The following is a 24,239-nucleotide window of genomic DNA, read 5'->3' as shown; positions in this document are numbered from 1 at the left end:
CTAGCGTGCCGAACGAACCGCGTCGCACACCGCATCGACCACGCGGTTGACCTGGCCGGCGTCGTCGCCCTCGGCCATGACGCGGATCACCGGCTCGGTCCCCGAGGGACGGATCACCAGCCGGCCCTTGCCTTCAAGCTCGGCCTCGGCCGCGGCAATCGCCGCCTTCACATCGGCATTTTCGAGCGGCGCGCCGCCGTCATAGCGCACGTTCTTGAGCAATTGCGGGACCGGGTCGAACAGGTGCAGGATCTCGCTTGCAGGCTTGCCCGAGCGCACCAGGCTGGACAGCACCCGCAGCGCCGCGACGGTGCCATCGCCGGTGGTCGCGTGATCGAGCAGGATCATGTGCCCCGATTGTTCGCCGCCGACATTGAAGCCGCCCGATTGCATCCGTTCGAGCACGTAGCGGTCGCCCACCTTGGTGCGTTCGAGCGTGAGACCGAGCGAGCCGAGATAGCGTTCGAGGCCAAGATTGCTCATCACCGTGGCGACCACGCCGCCGCCGGTCAGGGCGCCTTTTTCGTGCATCCGGGTGGCGATCAGCGCCATGATCTGGTCGCCATCGACCGCGCGACCCTTTTCATCGACCACGATCAGCCGGTCGGCATCGCCGTCGAGCGCGATCCCGATATCGGCGCCTTCGGCCACCACCTTGGCCTGCAGGGTCTCGATCGCGGTGGACCCGACCCCGTCATTGATATTGGTGCCGTTGGGTTCGACCCCGATGGTGATCACGTCCGCGCCCAGTTCCCAGATCGCGCTGGGGGCGACCTGGTAGGCCGCACCATGCGCGCAATCGACCACCACCTTCAGCCCGTCGAAACGCACCGCGCTGCCGACCGAATCCTTGACCGCGTGGATATAGCGCCCGCGCGCATCCTCGATCCGGCGGGCGCGGCCGATATGTTCGGCCTCGGCCAGCTTGGGTTCGGTATCGAGCAGCGCCTCGATCTCGGCTTCGGCCTCGTCGGAGAGCTTGAAGCCGTCGGGACCGAACAGCTTGATGCCGTTGTCGGCATAGGGGTTGTGACTGGCGGAGATCATCACGCCGAGATCGGCGCGCATTTCGCGGGTGAGCAGCGCGATCGCCGGGGTGGGAAGCGGGCCGGTCATGATCACGTCCATGCCCACGCTGGTGAAGCCTGCGACCAGCGCGCTTTCCATCATGTAGCCCGAAAGCCGCGTGTCCTTGCCGATCACGACGCGGTGGCGGTGGCCGCCGCGCACGAAGTAATTGCCCGCCGCCTGGCCGACCCGCATCGCGGTCTTGGCGGTCATGACATCGGCATTGGTGCGGCCCCTGATGCCGTCTGTTCCAAAGAACTTGCGTGCCATTCCTGTGGTGTTCCCCCGACTTGGCATTGCGCCGCGGCGCCCGTTGCCGCGATCATTTGTCAGGATGCTTTGGCGCGGTTATCGCGCAAAGGGAAGGGCAGCGCGCCGCAGAAGGAACCGTTTTAGTGAGCGAAACAGGCCAACACCCGGCGCACGAGGCCGATCCGCGTGACCACCAGCCGCGAGCGGGCGAGGGCGGTTTCGAACTGGTCACCATCCGGCTGCCGGTGGTCGCGACCTTTGCCGCGCTGGTGATCGGGCTGGGGCTGGGGGTGGCTTTGTCGGATGCGGGGCTCGCCGACTGGCTGGTCGATGCCGCGGCGTTGATCGGCACCTTGTGGCTTCGCGCCTTGCAGATGACGATCATCCCGTTGGTCGCCGCGCTGCTGGTCCTTGGCCTGTCGCAAATGGTCGAGGCGGCCAGCGCCGGGCGCGCGGCGCGCTGGTTCCTCGCGCTCGTCATCGGGGTCGCGGTGACCGGCGGGCTGTTCACCGCATTGGCGCTCCCGGCGCTGCTCGACTGGTTCCCGGTCCCCGAAAACGCCGCCTTCTTCCTCGCCGAAGGGGAAGTGGGCGAACAGCAGGTGCCCGGCATTCTCGACTTCCTGCGCTCGCTGATCGCGCCCAATATCATCGCTGCCGCGGCAGAGACCAACATGCTGCCCCTGACGATCTTCTTCGCGCTGTTCGCGGTGGCGATCACCCGGCTTTCGGGCGGACAGGGGCGAACCTTGCTGGGGTTCTTCCACGCGCTCGCCAATGCCATGCTGATGATCATCGGCTGGGTGCTGTGGGTCGCGCCTGCCGGGGTGGCCGCGCTTGCCTTTGGCGTGGGGCTGAGGAGCGGGGGCGGGGCGTTTGCCGTGCTTGGCCATTACATCCTCGTGGTCTCGGCCATGGGGCTGTTCATCCTGGTGCTCGCCTATGTGATGGCGGTGGTGCTCGGGCGGGTGAGCCTGCCCGCCTTTGCCAGGGCGGTGCTGCCCGCCCAGGCCGTGGCGGTCTCGACCCAGAGCTCGCTTGCCAGCCTTCCGGCCATGCTCGACAGCGCCTCGCGGCTGGGGCTGCGGCCAAGCACGGCGGAGTTCGTGCTCCCGCTTGCGGTCGCAATCTTCCGCGCCACCAGCGTCGCGATGAACCTCGCGGTCGCGCTCTACGTGGCCGAGCTGGCGGGGATCGCGGTGCCGTTCACCCTGATGCTGTTCGGGATCGCGGTGGCGGTGATCATCTCGATCGGGTCGGTCAGCCTTCCCGGATCGATCAGCTTCGTGGTGTCAATCGGCCCGGTCGCGCTTGCAATGGGCGTGCCGATCGAGCCGCTCGCACTGCTGGTCGCGGTCGAGATGCTGCCCGACATCGTGAGGACGCTTGCCAATGTGACGATGAACGTCTCGGTCGCGAGCGCGGTCGATCGCAGCCGCGACGCGGGCTGAAGCGTCAGCCCGTTCCGCCCAGCCTTGCGGCGGGGCCCGCCTGCTCGTCCTCGAGCCCGCGTTCGAGCAGCGCGCTCTTGAACAAGGGCTCGCCGAAGATGAAGCCGACGAGATTGGGCCTGCCGATATGGTCGAACAGGGCGGTGAGGGTGAGCAGGATCGGGACCGACAGCAGGGCGCCCGGAACGCCCCAGATCCAGGTGAAATAGGACAGCGCGATCAGGATCATCACCGGGCTCATGGTAAAGCGCGCACCCAGGATCGAGGGCGTGATGACATTGGCCTCGACCGTGTGGAGCGCGACATAGGCGGCAGCAGGGATCAGCCCCAGAAACACCGTCTCGGCCGTTCCCACCCCGAACAATGCGAGCAGCGCGGTCATCGCCAGCGGGCCGATATAGGGGATGAAGTTGAGCAATGCGGCCAGCCCGCCCCACATGATCGGCGCATCCACGCCCAGCGCCCATGCGCCCAGCGCCACGATCACTCCGACGCTGGCATTGATGAGCCCGACGGTGAGGATGTAGGAGGCGACGCGGTCCTGCACCTCGCGCATGACCCGCGCGGCCTTGACGCTCGAACCGAAGCTCGCCCGGTCGAAAAGCAGGTGACGGCGCAGGCGCACGCGCGCCTCGATCATGAAGAACGCCATCAGGAACATGATCAGCACCTCGACCAGCACGACCGGGGTAGCAAAGGCGATCTCCTCGAGCAGGCTGGGCGTGGCGAGCACCACCTCGCGCGCGCCGCTATCGCCCATCAGGTCGGCGAGCTGCTGGTTGGCGAGCGCCACCCAGGCAAATTCGTCGCGAACGGTGCCGAGCCGTTCGCCCACCGTGCCCGCGATCTCCGGCAGCGCGTCGAACAAGGCCAGCGCGGGCTGGAGGATCAGGGCGAGGCCAAACAGCAGGATGGCAAGGAAGAACAGCAGCGCGCCGAGCGAGGCCAGGACATTGGGAAGGCCAAGTTTTGCCAGCCGGTCGGCGAGCGGGGACAGGAGGATGGTGAGCAGGATCGCGCTCACCAGCGGCAGGAACACCACCGATCCGATCGACAGGACGAAAGGCAGGGCAAAGAACAGGCCGAGGCCGATCAGCAGGACCAGCGCGCTCATCAGCCGCAATTCCTGTTCGGCCAGCATCAGCCGGCGCATGTTGCGGCTCCGCACGCCCTCGCTGCGCGGCTTGGCGGTATCAGGTTGATGGCTGGTCATATCGCCGCTTCTCTTTCCCCCACGCTCACCTTACAGCGCGTAAGCGGCGCGCCAAGGCTCAGCTTTTCGCAGCCGCGATCCCCTTGCCCGCGGCGACATCGTCGAGCTCTTCGAGGATCGCGCGGTGCGCGCCTTCATCCTCGAGCGAGCGTTGCGGAATGTCGCCATCGGCGAGCATCGAATTGAGCGCGGCGCGCGCCCGGCCCACGCGGCTCTTGATCGTCCCGACCGCGCAGCCGCAGATCGTTGCCGCTTCCTCGTAGGAAAAGCCGCCCGCGCCCACCAGCAGCAGCGCCTCGCGCCGTTCGGGCGGGAGCGTGAGCAGCGCGCGGTGCATGTCGGACAGGTGGATCGGCTCCTCCTGTCCGGCGGGCGCGGTGAGGATGCGTTCGGCCACGCCCTCGTCATATTCGCCGCGAAAGCGATTGCGCCGCATGTCGGTGAGATAGGCATTGCGCAGGATCACGAAGGTCCAGGCGCGCATCGATGTGCCCGGTTCGAACCGGTCCTGCGCGGCCCAGGCCTTGAGCATGGTTTCCTGGACGAGATCGTCGGCCATGTCGGGCCGGCCGCACAAACCGCGCGCAAAGGCGCGCAGGTGAGGAACAACCTCGGTCAGTTCGCGCTTGAAATCGGCCTTTTCCGCCGCGCTGCGCTTGGGCGGTGCCTTCTTTGCCTGGCTCATGCCTTCGCTTCCCCGCCCTTGCTGGTGCCTTCTGCCTTGTCGCCATCGTCAAGCTGGGCGAGCAGGTCCTTGAAGGTGTCGGGCAGGGGTTCATCGACGACCGAATCGTAGAGTTGTTTCAGTCCGTCGGCCCAGGCGGGTGATTCTTCAGCCGCGCTGGGCTGTGCTTGATCGGGTGTTTTCTTCGATCCCATCGTCTGTCCGGTCGGCTCCCGTCGAATTGTCCGGTAGGTCATCGCCGCTAATGCAGCGGTTGTAAACGCGTTAGATCGCTGCCCCGGGTGGTGTCCGGGCCAGCGATGATGCAATGAGACGGGAACGAAGCGTCCGCAATTTGGTTCCGTGCCTACGAGCCGATATGTTTCCTGCGTCCACCCGGAGGCACGCAAAATCAATTCCGCAAGCCATCCCGACGCGCAGCCGCCAACCGCAAGAGCGGGCGAAAAGCGCGGTCCGCGCGGCCTTCGCGAAGCGCATACGATGCCGAGCGCGAGCCGGCTCGCAAAGGCGCCCAAGCGCAAGCACAGCCGGGTGCGCTGGCTATTGATCGAATATCCGCGCACGATCCCGGCGGTGATCTTCATCGCGATTGCCGCGATCACCGCGCTTGCCGTCTATGTCATCGAGACCAATGACCGCGAACGCGACCGGGCCGAGGCGCGGGTGTTCGCGCAGGAAGTCGCCTCTGCGCTCGACCGCCGCGGCAACAGCTTTTCCTCCTACCTGCGCGCGGGAGCCGCATTGTTCGCGACCGTCGACGAGGTGTCTCCGAGCACCTTCCGCCAGTTCGCTGCCGAATTGCGGCTCGACCGCGAGTTCCGCGGGGCCGAGGGGATCGGCTGGATATCGGTGATCACGCCGTCGCAGGCGGGCGGTTTCGTTTCCCGGATGCGCGCGCAGCGCCGCGGCTTTCCCGGCATCCGCCCCGCTGTCGATCCCGCCGCCAACCTTCTTGCGCCGGTCACCTATTTCTCGCCCGACACCACCCGCAACCGGCGTACGCTCGGGCTAGACATGTATGCAGAGCCGGTGCGCGCGGCGGCGATGGACGAGGCGAGGCGCACCGTCCAGCCGACCGCTTCGGGGCGGATCGTGCTGGCGCAGGAAGGTGCGGGCGAAGCGCCGGGCTTTGCGATCTTCATGCCGGTCTACAAGGTCGAGCCCGAAGGCGCGGGCGAAGCGCGCCGGCTGGCAGGCTATGTCTTCAGCTCGTTCAACGCCTCGCAATTCCTCGACGCCGCGATTGCCCAGACCGATTCGAGCCAGTTCGGGGTCCGGCTTTATGACGGCGCGCCCGAAGAGGCGAACCTGCTGGTGGCGCGCACCCCGCGGGCCGAGGGGGCAGCGACGCTCGAACAGCCTGTCTCGATCGCCAATCGCCGCCTGCAACTGGTGGTCGAGTTCGGTGCCAGCAATCCGCTCGAAGTGCTCTCGATGGTGACCTTGATCTTCGGCCTGGCGCTTGCCAGCCTGATGTCGCTGGTGGTCCGCCTGCTCGCCGTCCAGGCCAAGGAAGACGAGGCGCGGCTGCATTTCTACGAAGAGCAGCACTCGATCCGCAATTCGCTCACCCGCGAGCTCAACCACCGGGTCAAGAACACGCTTGCCAATGTCCTCTCGATCCTCTCGCTGACCCGCCGCCGGGCGAGCGGGCTGCACGATTTTGCCAACAGCCTCGAAGGGCGCATCCGCGCGCTTTCGGCGACCCACGACCTCCTGACCGGGAGCGACTGGGCCACCACGCCGATCCGCTCGGTAGTCGAGGCCGAGCTTGGCCATGTCGTCGGCGCCGATTCGAACGCGGTCATCATCGACGGGCCGCATGTCGAGCTGGCGCCCAACGATGCGCTGTCCTTCGGGCTGGCGATCCACGAACTGGCGACCAATGCCGCCAAATATGGCGCGCTGAGCGTGCCCGGGGGTCGGGTCAGCGTGCGTTGGCACCTGTCATCGGACAACATTGCCCGGGTCGAATGGTGCGAGAGCGACGGCCCCCCGGTCTCGCCAGAGCGCAAGCGCGGCTTCGGCACCGAGCTGCTCGAAAAGATCGTCGCCCACGAATTGCGCCACCGGGTCGAACTCGACTTCCGCCCTCAGGGCGTGCGCTGCGTGATCGGCGTGCCTGTCCGCCAGCGCGGCGACTTCAAGATCCGCCACACGGCAAAGGGGCCGGACTGAGCCCTTTCGGGTCAATCCGGCCCCCTTGAAAAAGCCCTGTGGGATGAACGCGTTCAGTCGAGCGGCTTGCTCGATCCGAAGAACAGTGCCTGGCTGATCGCGGCGCGCACGGTTTCTTCCTGGAACGGCTTGGTGACCAGATAGGTCGGCTCGGGCCGGTCGCCGGTGAGCAGGCGTTCGGGATAGGCGGTGATGAAGATCACCGGGACCGAATCGATCGCGAGGATATCGTCGACCGCATCGAGGCCCGAGGAGCCATCGGCGAGCTGGATGTCGGCGAGCACCAGGCCCGGGGTCTTCTCGGCCACCGCCTCGACCGCCTGGGTGCGCGTTGCCGCGGTGCCGCAGATCTCGTGGCCGATGCTGGTGACGAGGTCTTCGAGCTGCATCGAGATCAGCGGCTCGTCCTCGATGATCAGGACCGAGGTGGACTGTTCGCGGTCGATATCGGCGAGCGCCTCGCTCACCAGCGCCTCGACCTCGGAGGTCTCGAGATCCATGACCTGTGCGGCCTGGGCGGCAGTGAAATCCTCGAGCGTGGTGAGCAGCAGCGCCTGGCGGCTGAGCGGGGTGATCGCCCCGAGCTTGCTCTGCGCCCCGGCCTCGTGTTCGCCGGTCACGTCGCCGCTGTCCTTCTCTTCCTCATGGGCGCTGGTCCACAGCTTGTTGAAGGCGCGGTAGAGCGGGATCCGGCCGCCATCGAGCGACCGCTTGAGCTCCTCGTCGGCGAGCGCGGCTTCGAGCGTGGCGCGCACGAAGGCATCGCCGGTCGCCTGTGAGCCGGTGAGAGCGCGCGCATAGCGGCGAAGAAAGGGCAGGTTTTCCGCGATTTGCTGACCGAGTGACATCAATATTCTCCTGGGCTTTGCGGGATTCCGGGAAAGCGCGAATCGGGGACATAGCGTCCCCGAAGCCGTCCGTCGCCCCCGCATTGGATTGCGATGGTGTGGACATGGCCTGTGGGCCTGTCCGGGGTTGCGAAAAAAATTTTCACGGGCGGGGAACGCTCCTCGCAGCGGCGCATTGTCTCTATGTCACCGCCGAGACCCCCCTCCCGTCCAAGCGGCTGGTGATACGATCCCGAAAGGCCTCCACTCCAACGAGTGGAGGCCTTTTTTTCGTGGTGGCTCACACTTGCCGGGCGGCGCGAAAGCGGTCGCAGCCTCGTTTTGCTGGGGTCGATCGTCATGGGGAAAGCCGCGAGGTCCTGTTCGCCAAATACCGGATGCCAGGTCAGGAACGCCGCAGGCGCGACAGGAGCCCGGGTTTTGCCGATTGCTTGAGCGCGGCGATCAGTTCCTGCGGGTCATAGGGCTTGGACAGCACCGGACCGAGCGAACGGATGTGCTCGGGAATGTCGCGCGGGGCGCCGGTCTGGAACACGATCCGTATTTCCTTGTCTCCCAGTGCATCGACGAGCTCGGCGATTTCCCAGCCTTCGTGATCGTCGGCGAGATGCACGTCGAGCACGACCGCGTCATAGCTTTCCTCGCGCAGCTTCTGGAGCGAGCTTGCAGCGGTCGCGCAAACAGTGACCTCGGCAAATTCTTCACGGGTCAGCGCGTCTTCGAGCGCGAGGCCGAGCACGGCATCGTCCTCGACCACCATCACCCGCATCGGGCGCCTGGTCTTGCCTGCCATGTTCGATGAAAAAACCGCCATGTAGGGGGAACCGCGCTCGCGCCCGGCGGTTCCCCGCGATCGTCGCAATCAGCTCAGCGGCTTGCGGTAGATCGCATATTCGCGGTTGATCCGGGCATTGATCGCGTCTGCGATCGCGACCATTCCCTGGTTGTCTTCGAGAATCCAGCCGATCTCGCCGCGTTTCGAACCATAGGCGGCAGCCGCGTTGCGGCGGATCTGGCTGATCATCATGAAGGCCAGCTGGCTCGCCACGCGCGAATTCTGGTATTCCTTGAGTACGCCCATCAGAGGCACCCGCATGTCCGACCCGGTCGGGTTGCGCAGCCAGCGCAGCAGGTGGAACCAGCCGAAGGGCAGCAGCTTGCCGCCGGTCCTGGCGAGCACGTGGTTGACGTCCGGGAAGGTCAGCATGAAGGCCACCGGACGCCCGTCGATTTCGGCGATCATGTTGAGCTCTTCGTGGATGATCGGCTTCAGCTTGACCCCGGTATAGGCAACTTCCTGCTTGGTGAGCGGGACAAAGCCCCAATTGTCGGACCAGGCATCGTTGAGAATATCGAGAATGATCGCGGCTTCGGCGTCCCAGTCCTTCTTGCGCACCTGGCGCACGGTGATCCTGCCGCTGCGCTGCCCCGATTTCTCGATCCGCTGGACCAGCGGGGGAAACTCGCCCCTGACATCGAGGTCGTAGGTGTAGAGCGTCTTTGCCCGTTCATAGCCGGCGGCCTCGATCCAGCCCGCGTAATGCGCGGGGTGATGGCCCATCATGATGACCGGCGCATGGTCCTGCCCCTTGACCAGCAGGCCGGGTTCTTCCCACACCGACATCGAGATCGGGCCGAGAACCCGGGTCATCCCTTCGCCGCGCAGCCAGCTTTCCGCCGCATCCAGCAGCGCATGGGCCACCGCCTCGTCCTCGGCATCGAAATAGCCGAACATGCCGGTGCCCGGGCCGAACCCCTGTTCGGCCGGCATTTCGAGAGCAAGCTCGTCGATATGCGCCGAGATCCGCCCCACCGCCTCCTCGCCGCGCCGGGCGATGAACAATTGCGCGCGAGCATGGCCGAAAAAGGGGTTCTTGGCCGGATCGACCATTTCGAGCTGTTCGGAGCGCAATTGCGGGACCGCGTGTTCGAGCCGCGCGGCAAAGGCCCGCCCGCAATCGACGAAGCGCGCGCGTCCCTTCTTGCCATCGACGGGTTCGATCACTATCTCGCAATTGGTATCATTTGAAACCATTTCGGCCTGCCCATTCCGTTTCAGCTGCGGCGCTGTCTGTGTCGCCTGAATGCGCGCTGTGCAAGCCAGTCGATCACACTTGCCAAGAAAGCCGGTTTGCCCATCACGCTTCACTTGGGGTAAAGGCACGGCGAGCCAAGAGCCCACGACCAGACAAATCCATGCACCAGCCGACCATCTCCACCGCGCCCGACGCACAAGCGGCGCCCGCCGTGCCAAAGCGCGCGACGCGGGCCGATTTCCTGAGCGCGGACGACAAGGACATGCTGCGCGCCGCGCGCGACCTGACCAGCGATCTGGGCGAAGCGCGCGGGCGCATCTACTGGACCGACATGCTGGTTTCCGCCGCGATCGGCTATGGCGGGATTGCCGCGGCAATTCTCGTGGACAATGGCTGGATCGCCGTGGCCGCGGGCGTGATCGCCTCGCTCGCGCTCTATCGCGCGCTGATGTTCATCCACGAGCTCACCCATATTCACAAGAACGCGCTGCCCGGTTTCCGCCTTGGCTGGAACCTCGCGGTCGGCATCCCGCTTCTGACCCCCAGCTTCATGTATGAAGGCGTGCACGTGATCCATCACAAGCGCACGCAATACGGCACCGTCGAGGACCCCGAATACCTCCCGCTCGCGCTGATGAAGCCTTGGAGCCTGCCACTGTTCGTGATCGTCGCGCTGCTTGCGCCGATCGCGCTGGTCGTGCGCTTCGCCGTGCTGGTGCCGCTGGGCGCGCTGATCCCGGCCGTGCGGCGCTTCACCTGGGAGCGGTTCTCCTCGCTTTCGATCAATCCCGATTTCCGCCGCAAGCCGCCCAAGGGCGATTTTGCCAAGCGCGTGCGCTGGCAGGAGGCGCTGGCGAGCCTGTGGGCGATGCTCGTTGTCGCCAGCCCCTTCATCGTCGGCTGGCGCCCGCTCGCAATCGCGCTCGCCATCGTCAGCATCACCGCATTGCTCAACCAGCTGCGCACGTTGGTCGCTCACCTGTGGGAGAACGAGGGCGAGCCGATGACGGTGACCGCGCAGTTCCTCGACAGCGTCAACGTGCCGCCTCCCGGGATGATCGCGGAGATCTGGGCGCCGGTGGGCCTGCGCTATCACGCGCTGCACCACCTGATGCCCTCGATGCCCTATCACGATTTGCCCGAAGCGCACCGCCGGCTCAACCGCGAGCTGGGCGATGGCTCGACCTATGAGGGCGCGAACCATCCGGGCATGTTCACCCTGGTCGCCCGGATCGCGCGCAGCACCATGGTGGCGCGCTAGCCGTCAATCGGCAGGTTGCAGTTTCGAGCGTGCCGGGTCGCCTGTGCGCCCGCCATCGGCGTTCGACCCGCTTTCCATCGTAGAGCCGGAGGTGCCGCTGCGCGCAGGGCGGGCTTGTGCCCCGTCAGCGCCAGGCGCGCTTTCGCCATCGCCGCGCACTTCGTCATCCGGGCCCGGACCCGCGACCTCGTCGCCGGCGACATCGACCGCTTCGTCGAGCGCGATGGCCTGGCTCCCGGCCTCGTCCTGCGAGGGCGACGTGTCGCATCCAGCGAGGCCGAGCGCGGCGGTGACGGCAAGAGCGGTGATGGTAAGTCTCATGAGAAAAACGGCCTTTCGCGTGTCGGGTGGCGCATCATAGGCCATGAACGCTCAATCGAGAAAGGCGATCATCGCGCAGCGTCGTTCGGCGGGCAGGCCGTCATCGGCCTCGTTGGCCAATTCGCCCGCAAGCCGCGGATGCGCATCGAGCGCGGTGACTTCCTCGAAGCCGAGCGCGGCGTAGAACGGCGCGTTCCAGGCAAGATCGCGAAACGTGGTGAGGGTCAGCGCGCGAAAGCCCGAATTGCGCGCATCGACCTGCGCCGCGCGCACCAGGCCCGACCCGATCCCGCGGCGCTGGAAATCGGGATGGACATCCATTTCCCAGACATGCAGCTCCCGGCCAAAGGGCTCGCTGGCGAGAAACCCCGCCATCCGCTCGCCGACATGGGCGACGAGGCAATGTCCCTTGCGGATCAGCCGGACGAGCTCGGGCTGGGTCCAGCCATCGGCGGGGTCGATTGCGGCGCAATCGGGATCGTCGGCAAAGGCCACCGCAGCCGCGCGCTCGATCGCGGGCATGGCGCTGGCGTCTCCGGCGCGGGCGAGGCGCAGCGACCAATCGCCCCGCTCGGCGCTCATTCCTCGGTCCGGATCAGCACGGTCTCGCCGAGCAGCGCGAACAGCAGGAAGGGCGCCCAGGCGGCGAGGAAGGGCGGGTAGCCGCCGAAACTGCCCATTGCGAGCGCGGCATTGTCGACAACGAAATAGGCAAAGCCCAGCGCCATGCCGATGATCGCGCGCACGAAGAGCTGGCCCGAACGCGCGAGCCCGAAGGCCGCGATCGAACCCAGGAGCGGCATCAGCACCGCCGATAGCGGCCCCGACAATCGGTGCCACCAATTGGCGCGCATTTCCGAAGTGCGACGACCGATCGCCTCGTAGGCATCGATGGTGTCCCTCAATTCAAGGAAACTCTGCCCATCGGGATCGACCGATTGCAGATCGATCCGGTCGGGCGTCAGCGCTTCTGCGACCACGACCTCTCCCGGTTCGGCGATCTCGGCATTGCCGACATCGAAGCGGCGCGGATTTTCGAGCCGCCAGCCGGGCGCGGCATAGGTCGCGCGCGGGCTGCGCAATTGCTCTGTCACGATCCCGCCCGGCGTGCGCGCGTCCCAGGTGACATTGGTGAGCACGATATCACTGCCCGATCCGGTCAGTGTCTCGGCCGACAGGATGTTCTGCCCGTCGGTGAGATAGAGATTGGCGCGCACGCCCGTTTCCTGCGGCACGGGCCCGTATTCGACCGCTTCCCACGCCTTGAGCGCGGCATTGGCGCGGGTGACGACGCGTTCGTTGAAGGCAAAGCTGAACACCGCGATCACGGCGGCGGTGAGCAGCAGCGGGGCGAGCACCTGGTGTGCGGAAAGCCCGGCTGCCTTCATCGCCACCACCTCGCTGTTCTGGTTGAGCGTGACCAGGGTGATAAGGGTCGCCAGAAGCACCGAATAGGGCAGGAAGCGCGCGATCAGCTGCGGTATGCGCAGGCCCGCATAGCGCAGGATCTCGGCCTGGCCATTGCCTTCGGGAGCGAGGATTTCGCCGGTCGATCCCAGCAGGTCGAGCGCCATCAGCACCAGCACCAGCATCACCAGCACCGCGAAAATGCGGACGATGAACAGCTTGGCGAGGTAGATCGTGAGCGTGCGCGAAGGGAAGAAGTCGAGCTGCATGTCGGGTCGGGCCGGTCCTATTGCGCGGGCGCTGATTGCATGTCGCTATCGGCCGAATGGTCGGCAAGAAGCGATGCGGGTTGCTTGCGTTTGAAGATCGCGGCGATGCGCTTGGAGAGCTTGGCGAACACCGTCTCCAGCGCGCCCAGCGCCAGCGCGCCGGGCACATGGGCGGTGCGGTAATACATCCACACGATCAGCGCGGCGAACACCGCGAACGGCCCCCACAGTGCGATCACCGGGTCGATCCGCCCGAGCGCGGCGATGTCCTCTCCATACTGGTTGACCTTGTGATAGGCGACCACGAGAATGATCGACACGAACACGCCGAGCGCGCTGGTCGAGCGTTTCGGCGGGATCGCCAGCGCCACCGCGAGAAGCGGCATCAGCAGCATCATCACCACTTCGACCAGCCGGTAATTGAAGGTCGCCTGGCTGGCATCGCGCTCGGCTTCGGCGGTGTTATCGGACCAGCCGATGCGCAAGAGCTCGGGCAATATGTATTCGCGCGCCGCCTCGCCGCGCGATCGGAACTCCTCGATCGCAGGCAGGTCAATCGGCAGATCGTGGCGGCTGAAGGACAGCACGCGCGGGGTCTCGCTGCCGGTGTCCTGGATGATCGACCCTTCGGTCAGGCGCAGGATGATCGTGTCGGGATCGTCCGTCGTCGCCATGAAAGTGCCTTCGCGCGCGCTGATGGTGAGCACCTGGTCGCGACTGTTCGAGACCCGGGCGTAGATCCCCATCAATCGCTGGCCGTCATCCTCGCTCTGCTCGATCCTGAGGGCCATGCGGTCGGCGAGCGTGGTGAACTCGCCCACCTTGATCGAGGCACCCAGCGCGCCTGAACGCAGCTCGTATTCCATTTGCTCGTAATAATAGCGGCTGACCGGCTGGATGTAGAATACCAGCGCGATATTGACCGCCACCAGCACCAGGGTGATCGCATAGGGCACCCGCAGCAGCCGCCAGTAGGACAGGCCCACCGCGCGCATGGTGTCGAGCTCGGATGACGTGGCGAGCTTTCGGAAAGCGAGCAGGATGCCGAGCAACAGGCCGAGCGGGATGGCGAGGCTGGCATATTCGGGGATCAGTGCGCCGAGCATCTTGAACACGACCCCGATCGGGCCGCCTTCGACCGCGACGAAATCGAACAGGCGCAGCATCTTGTCGAGCAGCAGCAGCGAGGCGGCGAGCGCGAACACGCCGAGCATTGGCACGATCACCAGCCGGAAGATATAGCGGTCGATGGCGGGAAGGAAGTTCAGCACGTCTCGTCCGGTCGCTATGGGGCAGCGCATCGCCATGGCGATACCGCTTTACCAGCGCGCCCTAGCCCGAAAAGCCGCGCGCGTCATGCCTCAATTGCGGCGAGACGGGAAGGGCGATCGTGCCGAAGCGCGAGCGGGCGCGATCAGGCCTTTTCGAGCGTGCATTGCAGCGGGTGCTGGTTCTGCCGGGCGAAATCCATCACCTGGTTCACCTTGGTCTCGGCCACCTCGTAGGGAAAGATGCCGCACACGCCCACGCCGCGCTGGTGGACGTGGAGCATCACCCGCGTCGCCTGTTCGAGGTCCATTCCGAAAAAGCGCTTGAGCACCATCACCACGAATTCCATCGGGGTGTAATCGTCGTTGAGCATCAGCACCTTGTACTGGCTCGGCTTCTTGGGCTTGGAACGGGTCTTGGTCGCGACACCGGTTTCGCTGTCGGTATCCTCGTCCGCGTCCTTTCCGCCTGCACCCCACGTCCCCGCGATCACGCGCGGATCAGGCGCCGCCAGCGTTTCGCGGGCGCCGTGTTCGCCGGTGATGGAGCAGGTCTTGGACATTGCGGCTTTCATTATGGGATATGTTGACGGCTTCGCAAGATGCGCGTTGGCACGCCCGACGATAACGGACCAGCGATAACGGCTCAGCGTTACCGGTCCAGCGTTAACGGATCGCCAAGAGCGGGGCAGGGGGGCGATGCGGGTGCCTGCGTGGACAGCGGGCACGAAAAAGGGCCGGACGAACCCTGTTGCAGGATCCGCCCGGCCCGATGCGCTTTCGCGCGCTTTCGAGGACCGGGATTGGGGGGGAGAGGAGAGGCCCGGTCCAGGAACTTGTTTTCAGTCCGCTCAGGCGGCCTTGGTCAGCTTTTCGGCAGCCACGCTCACGCGGTTCGAAATCGGGGCGATCGCTTCGTTGGTGAGCTTGACCCAGGCTTCGGTGCGCTGCGAGCCGAAAGCCATGACAGCGTCGAAATTGCGACGGGCGATCTCGCCCTGGAGCTGGAACAGCTCGGTCGGCGACTTGACCGATGCGACCTTCTTGGCGTCTTCGGTGACGGTTTCGACGACGGTCTTGCCGGTCTCGACGTTCTCGCGAACGAGCGACTGGGCGCCGTCGAAGAAGATCTTGCCGCTTTCGACGACCGCGTCGAGATTGGCCTTGTTGAACTCGCCGGCTTCAGCGGCGAATTCGCCGGCCTTGGCATAGGCGGTGGTGTAAGCGGTCTTGGCGCGGGTCTGGGCTTCGGCAGCCATTTCCATCGCCTTGGCGGTGAATTCGTTGTTCTGGGTGGTGGCCATGATGGTGTCCTTGATCTTGGAAACGGGATTGGTGCGGGCCGGCTGAGGCGCTGCCTTCTTGGCAGCGACCTTTGCGGGCGCCTTCTTGGCGGGAGCCTTCTTGACCGGAGCCTTCCGGGCAGCGGTCTTCTTCGCGACCTTCTTGGCCGGGGCCTTCTTCGCAGCGGCCTTCTTCTTGGGCGCAGCCTTCTTCTTGGGCGCGGCCTTCTTCTTGGCAGGCGCGGCGACGGCCTTCTTGACCGCCTTGACGCTCGGCTCGGCCTTGTCGGCGCCGGCTTCGACAGCCTTGGCGACGGTCTTGGCGCTCACCGTATCGGTCTTGGACGCGTCGGTCTTGGCCGGGGCAGTCCGGGCAGCCGCTTCGGCGTAGGCCTTCTCGGCAGCCGCGTCGATCTTCGATGTCTTGGCAGTGTCAGCCATAAAATCCTCGCTTCATGTTGCAGTGCACAAAATAAGCATTGCAGCTGCGAAGTCAAGGATTTTTGTGCGCTGCACAATAATCGCGCAAGCGATTGGAAAAACGCGCTTATTCGCCGATCGCCGTTACGGAACGCGAAATTTCTTGCCGATCAGCGGGTCTTCACATAGCGCCCCGGCGCGTTCTCGATCACGGTGTCGCCGCGCCCGCCGGGCTTGCGCTTGCCGGTTGCCGGCACGCGGGCCTTGTCCTGCGTCTCGATCCAGTCGAGCCAGTGCGGCCACCAGCTCCCCGGATGCCCCTCGGCGCCCTCGACAAAAGCGTCGAGCGAGGGCGCGGCGGCATCGCCGGTCCAGTACTGGTACTTGCCCGCAGCAGGCGGGTTGACCACGCCGGCAATGTGACCCGAGCCTGCAAGCACGAATTCGAGCGGTCCGGCAAAGTGATCGGTGATCCGCCACACGCTTTCGGCAGGGGCGATATGATCCTCGCGGCCCGCCTGCACATAGGTGGGCGTCTCGACCCGGGTGAGGTCGATCGGCGTGCCGTCGGCGCTCAGCGCATCGCGTTCGACCAGCCGGTTGTCGCGGTAGAGGTCGCGCAGATATTCGTTGTGCCACTTGGCCGGCAGGTTGGTGACATCGCCGTTCCAGTGCAGCAGGTCGAAGGCGGGGTAGTCCTCGCCCAGAAGGTAATTGTTGACGACATAGTTCCAGATCAGGTCCTTGCCGCGCAGCGCGTTGAAGGTCGCGGCGAGATAGCGCCCATCGAGATAGCCCTCGGACGACAATTGCCCGATCATGTCGAGCTGCGCATCGGAAATGAAATGCTTGAGATCGCCGCTGCGTTCGAAATCGACCTGCGCGGTGAAGAAGGTCGCGCTCTTCACCTTGTCGGCCTCGCCGCGCCGGGCGAGCACCGCCAGCGTCGCCGCGAGCGTCGTTCCAGCAACGCAATAGCCGATCGTGTGGACATGGGGCACGCCGAGCCGTTCGCGCACGTGGTCGATCGCCCCGATCTGGGCGCGGATGTAATCGTCCCACACGATATCCGCCATGCTCTCGTCAGCCGATTTCCAGCTGACCACGAACACCGAAAGCCCCTGGTCGACCGCCCACTTGATGAAGCTCTTCTTCGGCGTGAGGTCGAGAATGTAGAAGCGGTTGATCCACGGCGGGAAGATCACCAGCGGCACCTCGTAGACCTCGCCGGTCGCGGGGCTGTACTGGATCAGCTGAAACAGGTCGGTCTCGTGCACGACCTTGCCCGGGGTCGCGGCGAGGTTTTCGCCCAGCCTGAAGGCATCGGGATCGGTGTGGGTGAGCTGGCCGCGCTTCAGATCGTTGATCAGGTGGCGCATCCCGCGCACCAGATTCTGGCCGCGGGTCTCGACCGTGCGTTCGAGCACGACCGGGTTGGTGGCAAGGAAATTGGCAGGGCTCATCGCATCGGCAAGCGCATCGACTGCGAAGCGGAGCTGCTGCTTTTGCGGCGCATCGAGGCCTTCGACCGACGCGGCGGTTTCGCGAAACCACGAGGACAGCATCAGATAGGCCTGGTGGAGCAGCGCATAGGCCGGGTGCTGGCGCCAGGCGGGGTCGGCAAAACGGCGATCCTTGCGCGGGAGCGCGGGCTCATCGCCTTCGCCGGTCTGCGCGCCGCCTGCAAACTGGCCGAGCACGCTTTGCCACATTTCCATCGTGTCCTTGGCGAGCCGCGATGAAGCCTCGAGCGACCTGGCCGGAAACTGGCTGAGCATGGCCTGCGACATCACCAGCCATTGCGCCGGATCGACTATCGCCTTGGCGCTTTCGCCTATCCGGGCTGCTTTGTTGGCGAGGTCCTTCGGTCCGGCCTGCTCGCCCCCCGCCTTGCCCGCCAACGCCTGGCCCGCCATCGCCTTCTGCGCAATCTCGCCCGCCTGTTCGGCGAGAAACCCGAACCACATCTGCTGCAATTGCGCGCTGGTCTGCGCCCATTCGGCCAGTTCGCCCGGATCCATCGCTGGCGCCATCCCGGCCCCGCGCGCTGCAAAGGCGTGCGCCATGCCGCCGGACGGATCGCCCGGAGCGGCCGCGCCCGGAGATGCAAAGGCGCCGGCGAACATGTCCTGCATCGCCTTGCCCTGCTGCTCGAACAGGGCCGCGACCGATTCGAACCCGGCAAAGGGAGAACCGGCCCCGTGCTCTTTTGCGCCTTCTTTCGCGCTGGCGGATTCGGTATCGGTCTTGTCGGTCTTGTCCTTGGCCATCTGCCCGGATCTCCATTGCGCCTTGGTCGCGCCCGGCGGCGAATTGCCTCGTGCGCGATGGCCGCCCATTCTATTGCCAGCCTCGCCGGCGATCTAGACCAAAGCGCTTTTCAATTCGACCTCTATTGGCCTACACTTGGGCCTGAGCGAACCCATGCCGCCCGGTTGCGGGTCGCAAGCAAGGCCGAGGATCGCAATGGACGACCAGTTTTACCGCATGAAGCGGTTGCCTCCTTATGTGATCGCGGAAGTCAACGCGATGCGCCATGCCGCGCGCCAGGCGGGCGAGGACATCATCGACCTTGGCATGGGCAATCCCGACCAGCCGCCGCCGCAGCACGTCATCGACAAATTGTGCGAAGTCGCCGCCAAGCCCAGCGCGCACGGCTATTCGCAATCGCGCGGCATCCCCGGGCTGCGCCGTGCCCAGGCCAATTATTACGGCCGCCGCTTCGGGGTCGACCTCGATCCCGAGACCGAGGTGGTGGTGACCATGGGATCGAAGGAAGGGCTGGGCAGCCTTGCCACCGCGATCACCGCGCCTGGCGACGTGGTGCTCGCGCCCAACCCCTCCTATCCGATCCACACCTTCGGGTTCATGATCGCCGGTGCCACGATCCGCGCAGTGCCCACGACGCCGGACGAGGAATATTGGCGCTCGCTCGAAAGCGCGATGAACCACACCGTGCCGCGGCCCAGCGTGCTGGTGGTGAACTATCCTTCGAACCCCACCGCCGAAACGGTCGATCTCGCCTTTTACGAAAGGCTCGTCGCCTGGGCGCGCGAGAACGAGGTCTGGGTCCTGTCCGACCTCGCCTATTCCGAGCTCTATTACGACGACAATCCGACGCCTTCGATCATGCAGGTCGATGGCGCAAAGGATGTCGCGGTCGAATTCACCAGCATGAGCAAGACCTATTCCATGGCGGGCTGGCGGATGGGCTTTGCGGTCGGCAACAAGCGGCTGATCGCCGCTCTGACGAGGGTGAAGTCCTATCTCGATTACGGCGCCTTCACCCCGATCCAGGCGGCGGCCTGCGCCGCGCTAAACGGACCGCAGGACATCGTCGAAAGCAACCGCGCGCTTTACCGCAAGCGCCGCGACGTGATGGTCGAGGCGTTCGGCCGCGCGGGCTGGGAAATCCCGTCTCCGCCCGCCTCGATGTTCGCCTGGGCGCCATTGCCGCCCGCGCTTGCCGGGATGGGAAGCCTGGAGTTTTCAAAGCAATTGCTGACCGAAGCGCAAGTTGCCGTCGCTCCCGGCGTCGGCTACGGCGAAAAGGGAGAAGGTTATGTTCGGATCGCGATGGTCGAGAACGAACAAAGACTTCGGCAGGCTGCAAGAAATATCAAGCGTTTCCTTTCGTCGATGGGTGTGAGCGCGGCAGCAGAATAAGAGTCGCAGATTAAAACCGGTGGTCGCACTTAACAAATTACGGGAACAATTCCGTTCCACACGACATAAATGGGCAACACCAGGTTCAAGGAGGGTGCCATGACTTCCGCAACGTCACGCCGGCTGACCGAGCGTCAGCGCGCAGTGATGGAGCGCATCGATCGGCGTGTGCCGATCAAGGTCATCGCAACCGAACTCGGCGTTTCCGAGACCCGCATCAACCAGCATATCCGCGCTCTCAAGGACATTTACGAGGCTGAAAGTCTCGGCGAGCTGGTCGAGTGCTACCGCGCGCAACGCAGGCTGCAAGCCGATCCCGAACGCCCGGCCTCTGCAGCGTCTCACGAGCCGGTCACCGACGCCTCGCAACCCTTGAGCGAAGCTGCATACAGCAAAAGTCAGGTCCCGATCGGCGGGCTTATCGCACAGACAGGATCGGGCAACGACCCGGGCGAACTCGTGATGAACGACGTGATGCCCATCGCTGACCAGGCGCCCTGGCTGCGCCCCGGTGAGCCGCGGGTCGTGCCCCGGGTGCTCGACGGTGAATATGCCGTCTGGTTCCGCCTCGGCGCGATCATCGCGATCGCGTTCGGCTTCCTGGCGGCGGTGGTTCTCACCGTGACAGCCGCGATGGCCATCAGCGAGGCATTGGAAGGACGCGCGACCGTCCGGGTCAATGAACAAGGCTTCTCCTGACGGGCCGGGGGGAGGCTCGAACGGAGACTTCCCATGACCGAACGCATGATCAAGGACGCATACAACATCAAGAAACTGGTCCGCGAAGCAGAAGCGCTTGCCGATGAATCGATGATCGCCATCGCCCGGCTCAAGCAGGCCATGCTCGCCGCGCGCCAGAACCCCGAAGTCGAAGTCGTCGAAGGCCAGAAGGCGCTGATGCGTCTCACCCAGGCCGAAAGCCAGGCGATGACGATGTCGACCAGCCTGCTGCGCGTCCATGACGAGCTGAGCAAGATCGCCCGCGAAAAGATGGGCGGCGACGACCACATCCCGACCGAAGTTCCCGCGGCGATTTTCGAAACCGAAGACGCGACCGCCAAGCTCGAGGACGCCTGAACCGACGCGCACCATGCTCGAATTCGTCTTCTCTGAAACGCGCCCCTATCTCCAGGACATCGTCGCCTGGGCCCTGTGCCTGGCGGCGCTGGCCTGGGGAGGGGCGCCCGAACGCCTGGTGGCCGCGACCTGGATCGTGGTTTTCGAGATCGGGACCGTGCTGCATGGCTCGGTGTTCGGATTGACCCGGCAGCTCGAGACGATCGACTGGTATTTCGCCGGCGCCGATATCTTCGCCGGAGCGGTCTTCATCGGCGTCGCGCTCAACGCCAACCGCAATTACACCTTGTGGATCGCCGCGCTGCAATTGCTCGCGGTGGTCGCGCATGTCTCGCGCGGGATAACCGAGGTGGTCTCGCCGATCGCCTATGCGGTCATGATCATCGCTCCGGGGTGGATCCAGCTGTTCCTGCTGGGTGTCGGGCTGACCCGCCACGTGCTTCGCAAGCGGCGCCACGGCGAATATCGCGACTGGCGGATCAGCCGCAAGGCCATCACCGACAGGGCGCAGCGCGCCCGGGACGATGCGATGTCGGCAATCCGCGCGCCGGGCGCGGACAATTGGCGCAGATCGGCTGAGTGATCGACCAGGTGATCGACCTCGCCCGGACCCATGCCCCGAGGCGTGCGCGCAGCGCCCGGCACCGGGACGCCGTGGTCGACTTCCTGCGCGCAATGGTGATCGACGGGGCGGGCCTGGAAGAGCGGATGCACGCGATCTTCCTCGACCGTGACCATGCCGTTCTCGGCGATGCGCAACTCGGCCGGGGGAGCGAGCGCCAGCTCGCTCTGCGGTTGCGCGATCTTTTCGGCAAGGCGCTCGCGCTCGATGCGCACGGCCTCATCGTCGCTCACAACCATCCATCGGGGGATTGCCGGCCGAGCGCCTGCGACATCACCGCGACCAGGAGACTTAAAGCGATCGCGCAATCGCTCGATATCGAGGTGATAGACCACCTCATCGTGACGCGGCATTCGGTGTATTCGATGCGCGCAGGGGGGAATTTGTGAACTCGACAGCTGTAACCAATCTCTTTCCCGCGGACGACACGCTCATCCCGCGCTTTCGCGAGGCGGGCGAGCTGACGCTTGACCTGTTCCATCGCGACGGACGGGTCGATGACCGGTGGCTGGGGTTTCACCCGCGCGAGTTCGAATTGCTCTGGCGGCTGGCCGAACAGCCCGGCCAGCGCATGACGCGGCGCGAGCTGCTCGCCGATGTGTGGCGGATCCATTTCGAACCCGAGACCAACAGCGTCGCGGTCCATGTCGCTCGGGTGCGCTCCAAGCTCGATCCGTTCGGGCTTGCTGCCATGCTCGCAACCCATCCCGAGGGCGGCTATTACCTCGATGCCCCGCCATCTCCGGGAGACTTCGGGCTCGAGACCAGGGGCTAGGCCAGCCAAGGCCGGTTGCGCGATGCAACCGACTGGACAGCGTCCGCGCAATCGGCCAGTTTCGCCGCCGCCATCACGCATTTGCAGCCGGGGATCACCATGTCGCACACCATCCAGATGCCAGCCAATGACCGGGTCGCGATCGATCTTGGCGATGACGGCGTGGCGCAGGTCCGCCTGACGCGCGGCGACAAGATGAACGCGCTCGATCCGGAAATGTTCGCGCGCATCATCGAGGCGGGCCATGTGCTGGGCAAGATGAAGGGACTTCGCGCAGTCGTGCTGTCAGGTGAGGGGCGAGCCTTTTGCGCCGGCCTCGACACCTCGAGCTTTGGCCGCTCGCCCGATCCCGACGAACCCGCGCTGACCGAGCGCACCTATGGCAATGCCAACAAGTTCCAGCAGGTCGCGATGCAATGGCGCAAGCTGCCGGTGCCGGTGATCGCGGCGGTGCATGGCGTGTGCTTTGGAGGCGGACTGCAGATCGCCAGCGGTGCCGATATCCGCATCGCGCATTCCCAGACCCGCATGGCGATCATGGAAATGAAATGGGGCCTTGTCCCCGACATGGCCGGCTATGCGCTGTGGCGCGGACTGGTGCGCGACGACGTGCTGCGCGAACTGGTCTATACCAATCGCGAGTTTTCCGGCGAGGAGGCGCAGGCGCTCGGCCTTGTGACCCATGTCGATGCCGATCCCCATGCCCGCGCGACCGCGATCGCGACCGAGATCGCCAACCGCAACCCGCAGGCCATCCGCGCGGCCAAGCGGCTTCACGCGGCGATGGTCGACCGCGACACCGACGCGATCCTGGTCGAGGAAAGCATCGAGCAGCATTCGGTTATGCGGACCAAGAACCAGATCGAGGCGGTGATGGCGGGCATGCAGAACCGCGCGCCCAAATTCGAGGATATCTGACGCTGCGCGCGGCTTCGTCCTAGCCGAACACCGCCACGCATTGCAGCCCGTCGAGCGCCTGCCGCCCCTCGGCATCCCACATCCTGAGCCGCTCGGACGAATAGCCGGCATCGGCATGCGCGCTCGCATTCTCGGCGAGATACCAGCCGCCGGGCGATCGTGATTGCGGGTCGAGAAGGTTGAACGACCAATTGATCGAACTGATGGGGCCCTTGCGCTGCATGATCCGCATCGCGCCGGGCGGCATGACATCGCCCATCAGCACCAGCGTGCTGACCGGGTCGAGATCGTGGTCCTCGGTCAGCCGCGCCCAGCGCCGGATCACCGCGCCGTGATCGCCATCGCGCGACTGGCCGTAACGCAGCTCGAAATTGTTGGCGACAAAGCTCGGCCATTGCTGCGCCATCGCGCTCGGGCAGTCCAGCGGCGCGCCGGGCCAGTCTTCGGGCCGGTCGGCTGCGCGGCTGGCATTGGCCTCGCGTGCGCTCGCAAACAGCCAGAAGGCGGTGAGCGCGACGCCCTTCTCGCTGCGAAGCTCGCTGCGGACCTGGGTGACATTGCGCCCCTCGCGCACGATTTCGGCCGTGTATTCGAGCTGCGCGCCGAGCGGCGCGACAAACCCGATCTGGGCCGAGCGCAGCGGCGGCAAATCGGGAAAGGCGCGGATCGCGGCGGTATAGGCAACCAGCGCCGAAGCCCCGCCATAGAGCGTGCGCCCCTGCATCCATTTCTCGGCATCGCCAAGCGTGATCTGGCGGGGCGTGGCGGTGACAGGCTCGATGAGGCTCGCGATCGACATGGCCGGTCTCTTGCCAATTGCCGCGATCGAGGTCCAGAGCCCAGGCGCGCCAGAGCGAAAGCGTGATTGCGTTTCTCCCCGCGAATCGTTAGTGCGCCGCTTCCGCCCGAAAAAGGGGCGGCTCGGCCCGATGGCGGAGTGGTTACGCAGAGGACTGCAAATCCTTGCACGCCGGTTCGATTCCGGCTCGGGCCTCCACTTCCGACCGCAGCAATCGCGCGGTCATCCAGTGCCGCTTTAGCTCAGTTGGTAGAGCACATCATTCGTAATGATGGGGTCAGAGGTTCGAATCCTCTAAGCGGCACCACCCCTTCTAATAGGAAAAATCGGGCAGCTAAGCGCAAAGGCCGTTCGGCTGGTCGCGGCTTTGGGTCCAACGTGGGGCACATTGAGTAGAATAAAGGGCTCGACCTAAGCTAAAC

General features: G+C 65.4%; 25 protein-coding genes and 2 tRNA genes. 12 read left to right on the top strand and 15 right to left on the bottom strand.

Annotated elements, in window-relative coordinates; translation table 11 throughout:
* Entirely contained in the window at positions 1–1,338 is a 1,338-nt protein-coding gene (gene glmM, locus ACKTSM_RS12850; protein ID WP_407875040.1) for a phosphoglucosamine mutase, read from the bottom strand.
* Positions 1,339–1,463: 125 nt separating this feature from the next.
* Here glmM and ACKTSM_RS12845 point away from each other — a divergent pair, with 125 nt between their 5' ends.
* Entirely contained in the window at positions 1,464–2,771 is a 1,308-nt protein-coding gene (locus ACKTSM_RS12845) for a dicarboxylate/amino acid:cation symporter (RefSeq protein ID WP_407875039.1), read from the top strand.
* Positions 2,772–2,775: 4 nt separating this feature from the next.
* On the opposite strand, the gene ACKTSM_RS12840 is transcribed toward ACKTSM_RS12845, so the two are convergent.
* Genes ACKTSM_RS12840 through ACKTSM_RS12830 form a run of 3 tightly spaced genes read right to left on the bottom strand, consistent with a single transcriptional unit; the run spans position 2,776 to position 4,863 of the window.
* Positions 2,776–3,984: an AI-2E family transporter gene (locus ACKTSM_RS12840; protein WP_407875038.1), complete on the bottom strand. Its 1,209-nt coding sequence runs from the start codon at positions 3,982–3,984 to the stop codon at positions 2,776–2,778.
* 58 nt (positions 3,985–4,042) lie between these two features.
* Positions 4,043–4,669 carry a sigma-70 family RNA polymerase sigma factor gene (locus tag ACKTSM_RS12835; protein ID WP_407875037.1) on the bottom strand — a complete coding sequence of 209 codons (627 nt, stop codon included), beginning with the start codon at positions 4,667–4,669 and terminating at the stop codon, positions 4,043–4,045.
* On the bottom strand, positions 4,666–4,863 hold the full coding sequence (locus ACKTSM_RS12830; protein ID WP_407875036.1) for a NepR family anti-sigma factor: 198 nt from the start codon (positions 4,861–4,863) through the stop codon (positions 4,666–4,668). Before ACKTSM_RS12830 ends, ACKTSM_RS12835 begins: the two co-directional genes overlap by 4 nt.
* A gap of 286 nt (positions 4,864–5,149) precedes the next feature.
* Here ACKTSM_RS12830 and ACKTSM_RS12825 point away from each other — a divergent pair, with 286 nt between their 5' ends.
* On the top strand, positions 5,150–6,847 hold the full coding sequence (locus tag ACKTSM_RS12825; RefSeq protein WP_407875035.1) for a CHASE domain-containing protein: 1,698 nt from the start codon (positions 5,150–5,152) through the stop codon (positions 6,845–6,847).
* 53 nt (positions 6,848–6,900) lie between these two features.
* Here ACKTSM_RS12825 and ACKTSM_RS12820 read toward each other — a convergent pair whose 3' ends face one another.
* From ACKTSM_RS12820 to ACKTSM_RS12810, 3 genes are all read right to left on the bottom strand, one after another.
* Positions 6,901–7,695 (bottom strand): response regulator, encoded by a 795-nt coding sequence (locus ACKTSM_RS12820; protein WP_407875034.1) that lies wholly within the window; start codon positions 7,693–7,695, stop codon positions 6,901–6,903.
* 385 nt (positions 7,696–8,080) lie between these two features.
* Positions 8,081–8,509, bottom strand: coding sequence for a response regulator (locus ACKTSM_RS12815; protein WP_407875033.1), 429 nt, complete (start codon positions 8,507–8,509; stop codon positions 8,081–8,083).
* Between the two features lie 48 nt (positions 8,510–8,557).
* Positions 8,558–9,730 (bottom strand): N-acetyltransferase, encoded by a 1,173-nt coding sequence (locus ACKTSM_RS12810; protein ID WP_407875032.1) that lies wholly within the window; start codon positions 9,728–9,730, stop codon positions 8,558–8,560.
* Positions 9,731–9,891: 161 nt separating this feature from the next.
* On the opposite strand from ACKTSM_RS12810, the gene ACKTSM_RS12805 reads away from it, so the two are divergent.
* Positions 9,892–10,992 (top strand): fatty acid desaturase family protein, encoded by a 1,101-nt coding sequence (locus ACKTSM_RS12805; protein WP_407875031.1) that lies wholly within the window; start codon positions 9,892–9,894, stop codon positions 10,990–10,992.
* 3 nt (positions 10,993–10,995) lie between these two features.
* Here ACKTSM_RS12805 and ACKTSM_RS12800 read toward each other — a convergent pair whose 3' ends face one another.
* The 7 genes from ACKTSM_RS12800 to ACKTSM_RS12770 all read right to left on the bottom strand — a co-directional run bounded on the left by ACKTSM_RS12800 (position 10,996) and on the right by ACKTSM_RS12770 (position 17,993).
* Positions 10,996–11,313 carry a hypothetical protein gene (locus ACKTSM_RS12800; RefSeq protein ID WP_407875030.1) on the bottom strand — a complete coding sequence of 106 codons (318 nt, stop codon included), beginning with the start codon at positions 11,311–11,313 and terminating at the stop codon, positions 10,996–10,998.
* A 51-nt stretch (positions 11,314–11,364) separates the two neighbouring features.
* On the bottom strand, positions 11,365–11,895 hold the full coding sequence (locus ACKTSM_RS12795) for a GNAT family N-acetyltransferase (protein WP_407875029.1): 531 nt from the start codon (positions 11,893–11,895) through the stop codon (positions 11,365–11,367).
* Positions 11,892–12,989, bottom strand: coding sequence for an LPS export ABC transporter permease LptG (gene lptG, locus ACKTSM_RS12790; protein ID WP_407875028.1), 1,098 nt, complete (start codon positions 12,987–12,989; stop codon positions 11,892–11,894). The genes ACKTSM_RS12795 and lptG overlap by 4 nt, the downstream gene beginning before the upstream one ends.
* Positions 12,990–13,006: 17 nt before the next feature.
* The gene (locus ACKTSM_RS12785) at positions 13,007–14,296 is read right to left on the bottom strand and encodes an LptF/LptG family permease (protein WP_407875027.1); all 1,290 of its coding nucleotides are present in this window, start codon (positions 14,294–14,296) and stop codon (positions 13,007–13,009) included.
* A gap of 107 nt (positions 14,297–14,403) precedes the next feature.
* Complete coding sequence (clpS, locus tag ACKTSM_RS12780) at positions 14,404–14,820, bottom strand: ATP-dependent Clp protease adapter ClpS (RefSeq protein ID WP_407875026.1); 417 nt, start codon at positions 14,818–14,820, stop codon at positions 14,404–14,406.
* A gap of 288 nt (positions 14,821–15,108) precedes the next feature.
* Positions 15,109–15,981, bottom strand: coding sequence for a phasin family protein (locus tag ACKTSM_RS12775; protein WP_407875025.1), 873 nt, complete (start codon positions 15,979–15,981; stop codon positions 15,109–15,111).
* A 149-nt stretch (positions 15,982–16,130) separates the two neighbouring features.
* Positions 16,131–17,993 carry a PHA/PHB synthase family protein gene (locus tag ACKTSM_RS12770; RefSeq protein ID WP_407876375.1) on the bottom strand — a complete coding sequence of 621 codons (1,863 nt, stop codon included), beginning with the start codon at positions 17,991–17,993 and terminating at the stop codon, positions 16,131–16,133.
* Between the two features lie 433 nt (positions 17,994–18,426).
* Between ACKTSM_RS12770 and ACKTSM_RS12765 the strand changes: the two genes are divergently transcribed.
* The 7 genes from ACKTSM_RS12765 (at position 18,427) to ACKTSM_RS12735 (ending at position 23,018) form a co-directional block, all read left to right on the top strand.
* Complete coding sequence (locus ACKTSM_RS12765; protein ID WP_407875024.1) at positions 18,427–19,626, top strand: LL-diaminopimelate aminotransferase; 1,200 nt, start codon at positions 18,427–18,429, stop codon at positions 19,624–19,626.
* 69 nt (positions 19,627–19,695) lie between these two features.
* Complete coding sequence (locus ACKTSM_RS12760) at positions 19,696–20,325, top strand: hypothetical protein (RefSeq protein WP_407875023.1); 630 nt, start codon at positions 19,696–19,698, stop codon at positions 20,323–20,325.
* Positions 20,326–20,358: 33 nt separating this feature from the next.
* Positions 20,359–20,703 carry a hypothetical protein gene (locus ACKTSM_RS12755; protein ID WP_407875022.1) on the top strand — a complete coding sequence of 115 codons (345 nt, stop codon included), beginning with the start codon at positions 20,359–20,361 and terminating at the stop codon, positions 20,701–20,703.
* Positions 20,704–20,716: 13 nt separating this feature from the next.
* Positions 20,717–21,286, top strand: a complete 570-nt coding sequence (locus ACKTSM_RS12750) for a hypothetical protein (RefSeq protein ID WP_407875021.1) — start codon at positions 20,717–20,719, stop codon at positions 21,284–21,286.
* Entirely contained in the window at positions 21,283–21,714 is a 432-nt protein-coding gene (locus ACKTSM_RS12745) for a JAB domain-containing protein (RefSeq protein ID WP_407875020.1), read from the top strand. Before ACKTSM_RS12750 ends, ACKTSM_RS12745 begins: the two co-directional genes overlap by 4 nt.
* A complete protein-coding gene (locus ACKTSM_RS12740; protein ID WP_407875019.1) occupies positions 21,711–22,100 on the top strand; it encodes a winged helix-turn-helix domain-containing protein in 390 nt (129 codons plus the stop codon). The genes ACKTSM_RS12745 and ACKTSM_RS12740 overlap by 4 nt, the downstream gene beginning before the upstream one ends.
* A gap of 99 nt (positions 22,101–22,199) precedes the next feature.
* A complete protein-coding gene (locus ACKTSM_RS12735) occupies positions 22,200–23,018 on the top strand; it encodes a crotonase/enoyl-CoA hydratase family protein (RefSeq protein WP_407876374.1) in 819 nt (272 codons plus the stop codon).
* A 19-nt stretch (positions 23,019–23,037) separates the two neighbouring features.
* On the opposite strand, the gene ACKTSM_RS12730 is transcribed toward ACKTSM_RS12735, so the two are convergent.
* Positions 23,038–23,817, bottom strand: coding sequence for a thioesterase family protein (locus tag ACKTSM_RS12730; protein ID WP_407875018.1), 780 nt, complete (start codon positions 23,815–23,817; stop codon positions 23,038–23,040).
* A gap of 124 nt (positions 23,818–23,941) precedes the next feature.
* Between ACKTSM_RS12730 and ACKTSM_RS12725 the strand changes: the two genes are divergently transcribed.
* Together ACKTSM_RS12725 and ACKTSM_RS12720 are read left to right on the top strand one after the other, a co-directional pair.
* A tRNA-Cys gene (locus ACKTSM_RS12725) sits at positions 23,942–24,015 on the top strand.
* A 33-nt stretch (positions 24,016–24,048) separates the two neighbouring features.
* Positions 24,049–24,124, top strand: a tRNA-Thr gene (locus ACKTSM_RS12720).
* The last annotated feature ends 115 nt before the right edge of the window (positions 24,125–24,239 follow it).

Source organism: Qipengyuania nanhaisediminis (genome assembly GCF_045862805.1).
GTDB lineage: Bacteria > Pseudomonadota > Alphaproteobacteria > Sphingomonadales > Sphingomonadaceae > Erythrobacter > Erythrobacter nanhaisediminis_A.
This window is presented reverse-complemented; position numbering and strand designations above follow the sequence as displayed.